This window comes from Mesocricetibacter intestinalis, from assembly GCF_004363295.1.
In the GTDB taxonomy this organism is placed as follows: domain Bacteria; phylum Pseudomonadota; class Gammaproteobacteria; order Enterobacterales; family Pasteurellaceae; genus Mesocricetibacter; species Mesocricetibacter intestinalis.
Map to the genome: position 1 here is coordinate 1 of NZ_SNYQ01000006.1, position 13,629 is coordinate 13,629.

The following is a 13,629-nucleotide window of genomic DNA, read 5'->3' on the forward strand; positions in this document are numbered from 1 at the left end:
GTTAAGCCTGCCGCCAGCGTTCAATCTGAGCCATGATCAAACTCTTCAATTCAAAAAGTTTGTGCTCAAAAGTCCTGACTTCATCTGTAAGGCCTGAGCCTTACTCTTATAATGAATTTTCGTGCACTCTTAAGTCTTTTAAATGTTTTTCACTTAAACTTAACAAGTGCCCACACAGATTGTCTGATAAGTTGTTAAAGAGCAAAAAAATGGTCGGCGAGATAGGATTTGAACCTACGACCCACTGGTCCCAAACCAGTTGCGCTACCAAGCTGCGCTACTCGCCGACATATATCTTTCGATATTTGAATGGGGTGGCTAATGAGACTCGAACTCACGACAACCGGAATCACAATCCGGGGCTCTACCAACTGAGCTATAGCCACCATTGTTTGTTTCAACTGCAAAAGACTTGACCTGGCGCGCTCGACAAGATTCGAACTTGCGACCTTTGGCTCCGGAGGCCAACGCTCTATCCAGCTGAGCTACGAGCGCACATTGCGTCGTTGCGGGGCGTATATTAAGAGTTTATAAAATGCTTGTCTAGTACTTTTTGAAAAAATTTTTCCGTTAGATTGCAATTTATTCAAATTGATTAGAAATCCGCATTAATCCGTTCAGTTTTTAGATAGTTTTGCTTTTTTGCCTTCCAGTTCTTCCCAGCGTAAGAAAGCGGCTTCCATTTCTTTTTCCTTATCCGCCAGTAACTGTAAGCGCTGTGCGCTATATTCGTGCGCTTGTGCGAAGAAATCCGGTGCCGAAACTTCCTGCTGTAAGGCATCAATTTCCTGTTCCAATGTTTCCAATAACTGCGGCAGGCTTTCCAGCTCGCGTTGTTCTTTGTAAGACAGCTTTTCCGCTGAGCTTCTATGGTTTTTGGCCGCTAAAACTTTGCTATTTTCAACCGCACTTTGTGCGCTCTGTTTCTGCTGGTTTTTTTGGGGCTGGGCTAAAAGCGCTTCTCTGGCTTTGCTCGCCAATACATTGGCCTGTTGCTGTTTCGCATCGTAAAAACCGCCCACATATTTATTCAGTATGCCCTCGCCTTCGAAAATATAGCATTCGGTAGCGACGTTATCGATAAACTGGCGATCATGGCTGACTATAAGTAAGGTTCCTTGGTAGTCGGCCAGGATTTCTTCCAGCAATTCTAAGGTTTCCACGTCCAGATCATTGGTCGGCTCGTCAAGAATCAGTAAATTATTCGGTTTTAGTAGTAACTTGGCCAGAAGCAGGCGGTTACGCTCGCCGCCGGACAGGGCTTTAACCGGAGTCATCGCCCGTTTGGGCGGGAATAAGAAATCCTGCAGGTAACCCAGAACGTGCCGTTTAACTCCGTTGATTTCGATATCCTGTTTACCGTCCGCCACGTTATCCATAACGCTTTTTTCCGGATCCAGTTCCGCTCGATACTGATCAAAATATGCAATTTCCAATTTGGTTCCGCAGCGAATCTTCCCTTCCGTCGCTTTAATTTCGCCTAACAGTAGCTTGATAAAGGTGGTTTTACCGCAACCGTTCGGGCCGACCAGTGCGATTTTATCGCCGCGCATAATTGTCGCGCTAAAATCCTTTAACAGGGTTTTATCCTCTATCCGGTAGCCAGCATTGGTTAGCTCAAACACGATTTTTCCCGAACGGGTGGAGGTATCCAATTGCAATTTAGCCGTTCCGGTAACATCTCTGCGCTGACGCCGTTCCTCACGCAGGGCTTTTAATGCCCGAACCCGTCCCTCATTCCGGGTACGTCGTGCTTTAATACCCTGCCGAATCCAGATCTCTTCCTGTGCCAGTTTTTTATCGAACAATTCGTTTTGCTGAGCTTCCACACGCAAGTTCTGTTCTTTTTTATCAAGATACAGATCGTAATTTCCGGGATATGAAACCAACTTTCCGCGATCCAAATCAATGATGCGGGTAGCCATTTTGCGGATAAAGGAGCGATCGTGGGAAATAAATACGATACTGCCGGTAAATTCCGTTAAAAAATTTTCTAACCATTCAATTGCATCTACATCCAGATGGTTGGTAGGTTCATCTAGTAATAATACATCCGGCTGACAAACCAAAGCGCGCGCCAATGCGGCTTTTCGTTGCCAACCGCCGGACAGTTCCGATAACAGCGTATTTTCATCCAGCTCCAACTTTACCAATACTTCATGGATTTTATTTTCAAACTGCCAACCGTTTTCATGTTCCAGTCGGCTTTGTACCTGTGCGAGCTGTGCCAACAGACTTTCATCATAATTTTTTTCCAGCTGTCTGGAAATACGGTGATATTCTTTAATTAGCTCGGCAAGATGTCCGATTCCTTCCGCGACATAATCAAATACGCTACCGGCAGCGTTACGCGGCGGATCCTGTTCCAGACGGGAAACCATCAGATCTTTCTCGCGCTGTACCCGTCCCTCGTCCGGAATTATTTCGCCGGATAAAATTTTTAATAAGGTGGATTTACCCGCACCATTGCGCCCCACCAGACAAACTCTTTCATTAGCTTCAATATGCAGTTCGGTATGATCCAGCAGCGGATGATCGCCGAAGGATAGGTAAGCCTCTGTTACACTGATTAATGCCATATATTCTTAACTTCTCAATAAAACGGATAAAAAAATCGCACCGATTCTATCAGTTTTCGACCTAAAAAGAAAAAGGAGGAAAAAAGCTCTCCTCCTTTATCTTAACTATCTTAACTATTAGCCCCTATCAATTATTGCCGCGGACGAAATTTTAATAGGCGGTTGGCATTGGTCGCCACGCTAATTGAAGAAAGCGCCATGGCTGCCCCGCCGATCATGGGATTCAGCAGCAGACCTAGCCAAGGGTAGAGTACGCCGGCGGCAATGGGAATCCCCAGGGAATTATAAATAAAGGCGGCAAATAGATTCTGTTTCATATTACCCAGGGTACCTTTCGCCAAACTCAAAGCATCTGCAACGCCATTAAGACTGTGCCGCATCAGGGTCAGCTCGGCGGTTTCAATCGCAATATCACTGCCGCCGCCCATGGCTATACTGACATCCGCCTGGGCAAGTGCCGGAGCATCATTGATACCGTCGCCCACCATAACTACTTTGCGCCCCTGTTGCTGTAACTGTCGAACAACTTCCGCCTTACCCTCCGGCAATACGCCGGCAATCACCTGATCAATACCGGCTTCGCGGGCTATGGCTTGTGCACTTCGTTCCTGATCCCCGGTCAGCATAATTAGATGATAGCCCTGTTTATGTAAGCGGGCTAATGCCATCGCCGTATCTTCCCGTAACAGATCCCGAATAGCCAATACCCCTGCAAGCATGCCTTCAACCGCCAGAAAAACCAGGGTTGCGCCCCCTTCGCTTTCGCGTGCAAACTCAAGGGCTGCAATCTCAGTATCAATATTCCGCCCCTGTAATAAAGTGCGGCTCCCCAACAACAATGTTTTTCCCTGTATCCGCCCGCTTACGCCTAAGCCTTTTAGGGTACGGAAATCCGCCACTTCATCGGTAATTCTATAACCCTTTTCTTGCGCCAACGCCAATAGCGCTTTTGCCAAAGGATGGGCGGAACCCTGTTCCAGACAGGCGGCGCTACGGATAATTTCCTCTTCGCTAAAACCGTTAAAGCAGTAAACCGCACTGACTTTGGGTTGCCCTTTGGTCAAGGTCCCGGTTTTGTCAAAAATCACCGTATCCGCATCCGCCGCCTTTTGCAATGCATCCGCATCACGCACCAGTATCCCCAGTTCGGCAGCGCGCCCCACCCCGGCGATAACGGACATAGGTGTCGCCAGTCCCAATGCGCATGGGCAGGCAATAATCAATACCGTGGTTAATACGGTCAAGGCATAGGATAATTGCGGCTGCGGCCCGAAAACATACCAGAGTGCGGCGGCAATCAAAGCAATCATAATTACCACGGGAACAAATACGGCGGCAATACTATCTGCCAAACGGCCGATTTTCGGTTTACTGCTTTGTGCCCGGCGAACTAATTTTATAATATTTGCCAAGCGGGTATTGCGTCCGATTTGTTGGGCGCGAAATAGTACCGTACCGTCGCTGACTAAGGTGCCGGCACTGACCTTATCTCCTCTTTGTTTGAATACCGGCAGGGGCTCGCCGCTCAGCATACTTTCGTCAATCCAGGCACTGCCTTGCTGTACCTCTCCGTCAACGGAAACCCGATCACCGGTTTGCAGGCGCAGTATCATTCCTTCGACCACAGCCGCCAGGGGAATTTCCCGTTCGCCCTCGGCATCAACAACCCGAGCGCTTTTCGGAGTTAAATCCAGCAACCGTTCCAAAGCTTTGGAAGAACGCTGTTTAGCCTTAGCCTCCAGCATTTTACCCAAGTTGATTAAGCCGATAATCATCGCACTCGATTCAAAATAAAGATGGCGGGATTGAGGCGGGAAGAAATCCGGAAAAACAACAATAAACATTGAAAACAGCCAAGCGACACCGGTACCCAGCGCCACCAGAGTATCCATTGTCGCCGTTCCCTTAACCAAACTTTTCCAGGCACCGCGATAAAAATGTCCGCCGCAAAACAGCATGACCGCCAAAACCGCCAATCCAACCATAAGCCAGCTGAAGCGATTGCTTGCGCTAACCATGCTCATTCCCATCAGCATATCCCAGGACATTAATCCGAAGCCGACTATCAAGGCGATAATCGCCTGCCATTTTCGCCCGCGGATTTCAGCCTGCGATTGCAGCCGTTGCTTCTCACGCCGCAGATTTTCATCTTCCACCACCTCGGCGCCATAGCCCGCTTCCCGTACCGCAGCGACCAATGCCTGCGGCGCCGCATCACCAAAAATCAGGGCGCTGCTTTCGGCAAGATTCACCTGTACGTTATCCACGCCGGCAACGGCGGATAAGGCTTTTTCCACCTTACGTACGCAAGCGGCGCAGCTTAATCCTTCCAGTAATAAAGTGGTTTGCGCCGCCGATGAAATAATTATTTCATCGGACGCTGTCGTAGTTATTTCATCAGATAGCGCCTCAGATTGAGCAGCCCGTGTGGCTTGCGCCGGCGTCTCTTGCGCCGGCGCTTCAGGCTTTGGGCGAGAATTCTCTCCCTTTAATAAAACCGCCTGGTACCCGGCATTTTGAATTGCAGCGATCACGGCCTCCGCCTGCGCTTTTTCACCGTAGATTTCAGCTTCATTTTTACTGATATTAAAAACTTCAACGTTTTCCACCGCACTTAGCGCTTTTTCAGTATTTTTAACGCAATGGCCGCAGGATAATCCACTCAGGGCCAGGCGAAATGTTGGTTCTGCAAGCCGTGCGCCGTAACCGGCTTTCTCGATCGCCTCAATAAATTGCCGAGGCTCCTTATCGCTGACAATCTTGGCAAAGTTTAAACCGACTTCAGCGCTTTGCACTCCCTCAATCGCCTCTAAACTCCCTTTTACATTTTTGATACAATGCCCGCATGAAAGATCTGTCAGAGCAAGAATAATTGTCGCCATATTTTCTCCTTCCGTTGTTAGACGAGATACAAGATAAACCTTACCCCAAGGGTAAAGTCAAGTGCCAATAGTAAAAATAGGATCACCCGGATGAATATTGCAGAAATCGTGAAACGTACCGGCCTTAGCGCCAAATCCGTCCGCTTTTATGAGGAAAAAGGAATCATTACCCCTCCGCAACGTGCCGCCAACGGCTATCGACAATATAACGAAGAACATATTCGCGAGCTGAATTTATTGCATCAGGCTCGTTTGGTGGGTTTTTCCCTACCGGAATGTAAAGAATTAATGCAGTTGTATAACAATCCCCACCGTCGCAGCGCCGATGTAAAAGGAAAAACCCTGGCAAAAATCAACGAAATCGATCAACAGATTGCAAAACTCCAGCAGATCCGGCAAGAATTATTAACCCTAGCAGAGCAATGCCCCGGAGATAATTCCGAACATTGTCCGATTATTGAAGGGCTGGCCTGTAAAAAGTGCGGTCAAAAAAACTAAAGTTTTTTCCGCAACCTTCCCGATGCTCTGCCCCCTTTATCGGCTCAAACCGTTTTTTAATTCCGCCGGGGTACAATGAAAATACTGCTTAAAGGCCTGGGTAAAATTAGATACATGGCGGTAACCGCATTCGTATGCCACTTCACTAATACTAAGCGGCGTATTGCTTAAAGCATGCAGAGCGTATTTCATCTTTTTATGTCGCAACCAGTCGCCGATGCTCAGCCCGAAATATTCTTTTATCCGCCGCTGCAAAGTTCGTTCGCTCATATTCATCGCCTGAGCCAACTGAGTAACATTTTGTTTATGCAGAAAAACACTGTTAAGGCGACGCACAAATTCATTATCCCCTTTAGGCAATGGGGCGTCCGTATAATCCTTGCAGTTATCTTCAAACACCCGCCACAATTTCGCCAGTAACTCGAGGGCATTCGCTTCTCGGCATAAATCATTATAAATCGTAGCGGGCTGAGGCTGGAGAAAACCTAAGCTTAACTGCCGGATATCCGAGGGCAGCGACCAGATTCGGACGGTTCGTTCAAACACCGCCGGCTGTTTTTGCTGCGGCGCATATTGAGAAAACCATTTTTCCACCCCTTTAACCGACACCTTAACACAGGGTTCGTCCTTAATTAAATAACGGGTAAACAAACATTCTTCTCCGGGCGAAACCATAATAATACGCCCGCCTTCCGCCGCAATATGATAGCGTAAGCCGTTGATGGCGAAAGACAAGCTTCCTTCCAGCAACACAATAAAATTTATATAGCTGCCCACCAATTGTCCGCAACGCATATTTTTTTGCGGACAAATCATGCCCCCATGAATACTGATACCGCTCTTAAATTCATCAAAACGGTAGCTACCCTTAAGAAATTCCGGCCCGCTATCATTGCGGACAAGACGGATAAACTGGCTGCTATTCAGATATTCAATACTCATGGGATTCCTTTGGCTGAAAATCAATAAGAGTTGTCAGGTGAAAATAAGATTAATTCTCATTAATACTGTATTTTAACGCTAAAATAACCCCACTGACAATTTCCCTTCACCTAAGGATATTTATTATGCAAGAATTTAAATTAAGTGTTGCCAGCACTCTTGTGTTCGCCGTGCTGTCTTCCTCCGCTTATGCGGAAAGCCCGCAAACGGCGGATAAAGCTTCATCATTGGAAACCATCGATGTAGTTACCGAGCAAGCCTATGAGGCTATAGTTACGGAAAATACCCGCGACTATAGTTCTTTCGCCGCAACGGTGGGAACCAAAAGCCCCGCCTCAATTCGGGAAATTCCTCAATCCATCAGTATTATCACCAATCAACAAATCCGAGATCGCGATGTCCGTACCTTCGATCAGCTGGCGGCAAAAACGCCGGGATTAAGGGTATTGGCCAATGATGACGGTCGCTCTTCCGTTTATGCGCGCGGTTATGAATACAGCGAATACAATATCGACGGATTACCGGCACAGATGCAAAGTATCGTCGGTACGCTACCCAACCTGATCGCTTTCGACCGGGTGGAGATCATGCGCGGCCCGAGCGGTCTATTCGATAGCAGCGGTGAAATGGGCGGTATCGTCAACTTTGTACGTAAACGTCCAAGCAAAGAATTTAAAGGCAGTCTTAGTGCCGGGTACGGTTCCTATCAAAAATATAATGCCGATGCAGATATTTCCGGCCCGTTAAATGAATCCGGCAGCATTCGCGGCCGCTTAGTCGCACAAACTAACGGCGAATCACCGAAACCGGCCGAGAAAAACAATCATCATGAAACCTTGTATGCCGCTCTGGATTGGGATTTGGATGCGGATACGACATTAGGACTGGGCTATTTATTTCAACAACGGGAATTAACGCCGAATAACGGTTTACCCGCATGGGCCGACGGCAGTCTGTTATCCCTGCCGAATCATACCTTTGTGGGCGCCCGGTGGAATAAATTTACGATGAAAAGCCATGACTTCTTTGCCGATTTAAAACATCGTTTTGCCACAGAAGGGGTCGGAAAAATCGGACTGCGCTATTCCGACCGTGAAGCGGATTCCAACTATGCTTTCTCAGGTTCCGCCCTCAATGCAAATAATATCACTAAGGTTACCGGACTGGCGACAGAGGTGAAACAGCGTTCCTTCGCCCTGGATGCCAGCTACAGCCAACCTTTTAAGCTCGGCAACCGAACCAGCGATTTTGTGCTGGGCGCGGATTATAACCATTTTAAATATGATTATGATCAGGCCAGAGCCAGCTTAGGTAGCCTGGATTATCGCAATTTTTCTTCCCTGTCCTATGTGGATATTATGTCCAATGCCAGAAATAAATTAAAAGGCTACAGTTTAACCAATACCCTGGAAGAACTGAGCGAAACCGGTTTATACGGGAAACTGGTATTACGCCCGCTGGATCCCCTATCGGTAATTGTCGGCGGTCGTTTGGGGCATTACAAAATTGAATCCGGCAGCGGTGCGGATAAAGAAAGTCAGAGCAAAACCAAAGCCACCGGCTATGCGGGGGTCGTATTCGATATTAATACCAACCATAGTTTATATGCCAGCTATTCCAGCCTATATACACCGCAGACCGATACCGATATTAACGGTAAATTACTCAAAGCGCGTAAAGGTACCCAATTGGAAGGCGGCTATAAGGGCGCATTCTTTAATGAAGCCTTAAACCTGCGCTTCAGTGTTTATCGTTTAAAAGACGTGAATGCGGCGGCACCGAGTATTCCGACCGATGCGAAATCGCCGTCCGTAGCCTTGGGCGAACGGGTTATGCAAGGGTTCGAAGCGGAAATCAGCGGAAATATTACTGATCAATGGCGTATTCATGCGGGCTATAGCTATTTGGATACCGAACTGGTGGTACCCACTAAATCGGATGTGGCAATTTATCTGATGCCGCGCCATAGCGGAAATATCTGGACAACCTACGATATCAATGAAAAATTCACCTTAGGTGCCGGTATGAACGCCATGAGCGAGGTAACCTCCTCCACCGGAATCAAAGCCGGCGGCTATACGACCTTTGACGCCATGATGTCTTACGCCTTTAGTCCGAAGCTGAAAGGACAGCTAAATGTGGATAATCTGCTTAACCGCAATTATTATGTACGAGCCGGCAGCGTATCCACCTTTAATATTCCGGGTAAGGGACGTACCATTTTCGCCAGCATCCGTTATACTTTCTAAACGGACTAAACAGATAAAAAGATACAAATTCCGGCGCCGTGCCTAACCAGGCCGGCGCTATATTTAACCGATGCAGAATCATGTTGCCCTATCCTTTCGGAAAGCGGAGCAAATTATGAATCCATATTTACTTAGTTTTATTTTAATTTTCTGGTGTGGGACAATGAGTTACGCTGAACAAAAAACCTCGGTGCAGTTTGCCGAAGCCCATCTGCCTTTTGCACAGGAAACCACCCTTAACTCCCGGTTTACCGGCCGAACCTACCGTATCCAAATCAGCAAAATAGGAGCACAACCAGCCACAGGCTACCCCGTGCTGTATGTTCTGGACGGCGACGCATTATTTGCGCCTCTGGCAAGTGCGGCACAGGCTTTATTGGTGAATCCGATCAGCGGCAGCAATAGTCCCGCCCTAATCGTCGGTATCGGCTATTCCCGCCAAAAATTGCTGGATCTGCAACAAAGAGCGCTGGATTATACCCCGCCGCTAGCGCCGAACGCCGAAGCCGAACTGAAAAAACAATTTGGCCAAGCTGATGCTTTCGGTTTATTTATTGAACGGGAACTCAAACCCCTATTAGCTCAAAGCGCTGTTATCGATCCGAAGCGCCAGGCGCTTTTCGGACATTCTTACGGCGGCTTATTCGCCGCTTATAATCTGTTGCGGGGCAACGGTCGATTCCAGTATTTTATTTTATCCAGCCCTTCAATTTGGTGGCAAAACAAGCGGTTACTGGATTTTATCCCTGATGATGCCAATTTTAAGGCGAATCTGAAAGGCGTCAAAGTCCGTATTACCGTAGGTCAACTGGAACGGGCGCGCAACCCTAGAAATGAGGATAAAAGACAGGCAAGAGATATGCTCGGCAATGCCGAGGAATTTTTTCAGACCCTGAAAAAACAGGGAGCCGATGCGGAATTTTTTATCTATCCCGATGAAAACCACGGTAGCGTCGTCTATAAATCCTTAACCGATGCGCTTAAATTCCTGCAGCCTCAATGGCGCACCTCCGCCGCTCATCCTTAAGCTAAGGCATCGCGCAAACGCTGTTCCAACAATGTTCGTTCTGCGGCGTCCAGTGCGACGCCCTTTTTATTGGTCAGAATAAAAAAGTCCTCGGCTTTTTCTCCCACGGTAGTAATTTTTGCATTCAACAAGTTCAGGGATAAATCACAGAAAACACGACTGACAGTCGCCAGCAAACCGGTTTTATCCAATGCAATTAATTCCAGTTCGGTATGTTCCCTTTTATTCATATGCAGGAAGCGGACTTCGGTGCCTACCTGAAAGTTTTCCAGCTTAGGATTTATACTTAATACCGGATTCGGCATATTATTCTCGCTTAATGTGCGGAGCAGGCTTTGTTCTAATAAGCGACGCCGATCTTTTTGCAGCAATTCACCGTTCAGCTCGGTAACAATAAAACTATCCAGTGCGTAACCCTCCGCCGTAGTCATAATCTGCGCATCATGGATACTGAATTTACGCGCGCCTATAGCGCATACCAGTTTATGAAATAAATGACTCTGATCCCGACAATAAACAAAAATTTCCGTACCGCCGCGGGAAAAACGATTACTCACTCTAACCAGTAAAGGCTGCTCGGCGCGGAGAATTTCCGCCGTATGCCATGCCAGTTGCTTCGGATTATTGCGTAAAAAATAATCCTGCGGATAATTGCGCCATAAGTGATGCACTCGCTGCATAATCTCATCGCCCTCCCTTTCCCGTAAAAGCGCTTCCGCTCGACGACAGTTATCTTCGATTTTTTCTCCCTGATCCAGTAAATTATCCATACCTCGGCGGAATTGCTGCTCGCTATACTGATACAAACTTTCCAACAACGAACGTTTCCAGCTGTTCCAAAGCGTTTCGTTGGTAGCGCTGATATCGGCTACGGTCAAACAAATCAAATAATCCAAGCGCACTTTATTACATACTTGTTCGGCAAAAGCGCGTACTACGCCGGGATCATAAATATCGCGGCGCTGAGCGGTAACCGACATTAACAGATGCTGCTCCACCAGCCAGGCCATGGTTTCCGCTTCGCGCCGATCAAACCCGTGTTGTTCGGCAAAAGAGCGAACATCCCGAGCGCCAAGCCGGGCGTGATCACCGCCCCGCCCTTTAGCAATATCGTGAAATAAGGCGGCAATATACAATAAAGTGCGGTCGGATAAGCGACTAAAAATATCCGTGCACAGCGCCGAAATCTGATTATCTCCGCCGGCGAAAGATTCCAGTTTCATCATAACGCGCAGAATATGTTCGTCCACCGTATAGGTATGAAACAAATCGAACTGCATCAATCCTTTAATTCCCTGCCATTGAGGTAAATAAACGTTCAGAACGCCGTATTTATGCATGGGTACAAAGGCCCGCTCAATAGCCTTAGGTTGTGCGAATAAGCGGATAAATTTCTCCCTTGCAGTCGGAATATCGCTTAAATATCCGCGAAATGCTTTTACGGCAAGATGCAAACGGCGCAGAACGGAAGAATGAATCCCCATATCGGGGTAACAGGTCAGATGATAGAACAAATCCAACATACTGTCCGGACGGCGCTGGAAACAATACGGGTCAAGCAGGCGGATTTCATTATCTATCGCAATAAAACACTGATCCAGTGTAATGGTTTGTGCGGATGTACTCGCCGCCAAAAAATGTTCCTGATAATGTTTCACCAAAATATCGCTACAGGTGGATATATCCTGTAAGCATTGAAAGAAGGCTTTCATCATGGCTTCTACGCCACTATTGCCTTCTCCTCGGTAGCCCAGCAATTGGCTGACCTTTAACTGACGATCAAATAACAGCCGATTATCATAACGTTTCAGAATTAAATGCAGAGCAAAACGTACTTTAAACAGAAAATCCCGGCACTGCTCCAGCAATTCGAATTCTTCCGGATAAATAAAGCCGGAATCTAAAATCTGACGTAAATTTTTTGCCTCGGAATGGCGCAGGGCAAGCCAGTAAACCAAATGTAAATCCCGTAAGCCACCGGGGCTGTATTTAATATCCGGTTCGAGATTATAGCCGGTATTGTTGTAGCGTTGATAACGTTCCCGCTGTTCTGCGGTTTTAGCCTGAAAAAAAGCCGAGGCCGGCCAGAACTCCTGTTGGCGCAATAACAGGCTGAGTTCCGCAAACAGATTTTTATCTCCGCTCAAATAACGGCTTTCCAGTAAATTAGTCGCAATACTGATATCTTTTTTACCTTCCCGCTCGCAATCTGCCAATGTGCGTACCGCATGGCCGACATCGAACCCGCAGTCCCACAAAAACTGAACGAATCGGCTGATTTTTTGCGCCCTATGTTCGGTAACCGGTGCTCGGGTTAAAATCAGAAAGTCCAGATCGGACAAAGGAAACATTTCCTGCCTGCCGTATCCGCCTACGGCAACCAAAGTTAAACCTTCCCGCTCCAGTCCGAAAAAATGCCACAGTTCAATCAGCAGCCGATCACAAAATAAAGTTCGGTTGGCAATCAGTGCGTTAATATCGGTGTGAGAAAAATTCTCCAGTTCATTACGTTTCAGCGCATCTTTCTGAAGTTTAACCGCACTCGGCGTCGGTTCCGCTAAGGAATTGTAGCTAAATAACATAAGCTGCTCCTCGGATAAAAAAATATCGCCGTAAATATCGGCGATAGGAAAAGGCTGGGGAAATCAATTAATATCGTATTGAATGGTTACCACCAGACGTACCTTCTTATCAATGGTAGAGGTATCGTAGCCGCCGCCGTAATCGCTCTGACTTTCCGCATCCGGTAAATTAGCGCTGATATCAAAGGATCCCTGAGAAGCGGAACGCAATACACCGACGTTAATATTACTGGTTTTGGCAAACTCCTGAGCGCGCACATAGGCATCTTGAGTCGCTTTGGAAATCAGTTCACGCTTAATAGTTTCCAAATTTTCCAGATAATAACTTGGCGAGGAAAAATTCACGGCTTGGTTTTCGGCGCGCAGATTGTTGATTTCATCCAAGGCACGCTGTAACTTCGCCAAATCTTTGCTGGCGATACTCAGCGTTCGTCTGGCATCGTAGCCGTTACGCACAGTCTTTTCCTTGCCTTTTTCATCGGTATAGGTTTCCGTATGTACATACACATCCAACGGATTTAAGGAAACCTCCTGCGCACTAAATCCCTGTTTGGCTAAAAAAGCCCGGGCGACCTCCAACTGGCGGGCATTCTCCGTCATTGCTGTTTTATAATCCGCGCCCCAGTTTTCCACACTCACCGTCCAGGTACCGTAACTGGCCTTATATTCTGCTTCCGCCAGCCCTTTGACCGTAATGACTCCGCTCTGACGCAGATTTTTAAACTGCTGCCCTAAAATAAAGGAAGAGGCCATTAAACCGAGGGCGAGAATAACCCCGAATAAGGCCGAATAAAAAGTTTTGTTGCTATTTTGCATAATCTTCTCCTACTCCCCATGGCGACGAAATAACAGCGACGATTTTCTGAAGCG

The 13,629-nt window shown here is 47.3% G+C and carries 8 protein-coding genes and 3 tRNA genes; 3 read left to right on the forward strand and 8 right to left on the reverse strand.

From position 1 onward, the window contains the following. Positions 1–210: 210 nt before the first annotated feature. The 5 genes from EDC45_RS07570 to EDC45_RS07590 all read right to left on the reverse strand — a co-directional run bounded on the left by EDC45_RS07570 (position 211) and on the right by EDC45_RS07590 (position 5,461). Positions 211–287: transfer RNA gene (locus tag EDC45_RS07570), tRNA-Pro, on the reverse strand. Positions 288–310: 23 nt separating this feature from the next. After that, positions 311–386 (reverse strand) — tRNA-His (locus EDC45_RS07575). A gap of 32 nt (positions 387–418) precedes the next feature. Continuing rightward, positions 419–495, reverse strand: a tRNA-Arg gene (locus tag EDC45_RS07580). A 122-nt stretch (positions 496–617) separates the two neighbouring features. Further along, positions 618–2,579: an ABC transporter ATP-binding protein gene (locus EDC45_RS07585; protein ID WP_133545080.1), complete on the reverse strand. Its 1,962-nt coding sequence runs from the start codon at positions 2,577–2,579 to the stop codon at positions 618–620. Positions 2,580–2,710: 131 nt separating this feature from the next. Beyond that, complete coding sequence (locus EDC45_RS07590; RefSeq protein WP_133545082.1) at positions 2,711–5,461, reverse strand: cation transporter; 2,751 nt, start codon at positions 5,459–5,461, stop codon at positions 2,711–2,713. Positions 5,462–5,551: 90 nt separating this feature from the next. Here EDC45_RS07590 and cueR point away from each other — a divergent pair, with 90 nt between their 5' ends. Further along, positions 5,552–5,959: a Cu(I)-responsive transcriptional regulator gene (gene cueR, locus EDC45_RS07595; protein WP_133545084.1), complete on the forward strand. Its 408-nt coding sequence runs from the start codon at positions 5,552–5,554 to the stop codon at positions 5,957–5,959. Between the two features lie 36 nt (positions 5,960–5,995). On the opposite strand, the gene EDC45_RS07600 is transcribed toward cueR, so the two are convergent. Next, positions 5,996–6,901 carry a helix-turn-helix domain-containing protein gene (locus tag EDC45_RS07600; protein ID WP_133545086.1) on the reverse strand — a complete coding sequence of 302 codons (906 nt, stop codon included), beginning with the start codon at positions 6,899–6,901 and terminating at the stop codon, positions 5,996–5,998. 125 nt (positions 6,902–7,026) lie between these two features. Here EDC45_RS07600 and EDC45_RS07605 point away from each other — a divergent pair, with 125 nt between their 5' ends. Beyond that, the gene (locus EDC45_RS07605; protein WP_133545088.1) at positions 7,027–9,150 is read left to right on the forward strand and encodes a TonB-dependent siderophore receptor; all 2,124 of its coding nucleotides are present in this window, start codon (positions 7,027–7,029) and stop codon (positions 9,148–9,150) included. A 115-nt stretch (positions 9,151–9,265) separates the two neighbouring features. Continuing rightward, on the forward strand, positions 9,266–10,177 hold the full coding sequence (locus tag EDC45_RS07610; protein ID WP_166635118.1) for an alpha/beta hydrolase: 912 nt from the start codon (positions 9,266–9,268) through the stop codon (positions 10,175–10,177). Here the strand turns inward: EDC45_RS07610 and glnD are convergent. Further along, positions 10,174–12,759: a bifunctional uridylyltransferase/uridylyl-removing protein GlnD gene (gene glnD, locus EDC45_RS07615; RefSeq protein ID WP_133545092.1), complete on the reverse strand. Its 2,586-nt coding sequence runs from the start codon at positions 12,757–12,759 to the stop codon at positions 10,174–10,176. The genes EDC45_RS07610 and glnD overlap by 4 nt on opposite strands. A gap of 63 nt (positions 12,760–12,822) precedes the next feature. Next, complete coding sequence (locus EDC45_RS07620; RefSeq protein ID WP_133545094.1) at positions 12,823–13,575, reverse strand: SIMPL domain-containing protein; 753 nt, start codon at positions 13,573–13,575, stop codon at positions 12,823–12,825. Positions 13,576–13,629 lie beyond the last annotated feature (54 nt).

What these genes read in the sequence shown, in the direction of transcription:
- cueR (WP_133545084.1), top strand. Translation starts at nt 5,552, where the DNA reads ATGAATATTGCAGAAATCGTGAAACGTACCGGCCTTAGCGCCAAATCC.
- EDC45_RS07585 (WP_133545080.1), bottom strand. Translation starts at nt 2,579, where the DNA reads ATGGCATTAATCAGTGTAACAGAGGCTTACCTATCCTTCGGCGATCAT.
- EDC45_RS07605 (WP_133545088.1), top strand. Translation starts at nt 7,027, where the DNA reads ATGCAAGAATTTAAATTAAGTGTTGCCAGCACTCTTGTGTTCGCCGTG.
- EDC45_RS07590 (WP_133545082.1), bottom strand. Translation starts at nt 5,461, where the DNA reads ATGGCGACAATTATTCTTGCTCTGACAGATCTTTCATGCGGGCATTGT.
- glnD (WP_133545092.1), bottom strand. Translation starts at nt 12,759, where the DNA reads ATGTTATTTAGCTACAATTCCTTAGCGGAACCGACGCCGAGTGCGGTT.
- EDC45_RS07600 (WP_133545086.1), bottom strand. Translation starts at nt 6,901, where the DNA reads ATGAGTATTGAATATCTGAATAGCAGCCAGTTTATCCGTCTTGTCCGC.
- EDC45_RS07620 (WP_133545094.1), bottom strand. Translation starts at nt 13,575, where the DNA reads ATGCAAAATAGCAACAAAACTTTTTATTCGGCCTTATTCGGGGTTATT.
- EDC45_RS07610 (WP_166635118.1), top strand. Translation starts at nt 9,266, where the DNA reads ATGAATCCATATTTACTTAGTTTTATTTTAATTTTCTGGTGTGGGACA.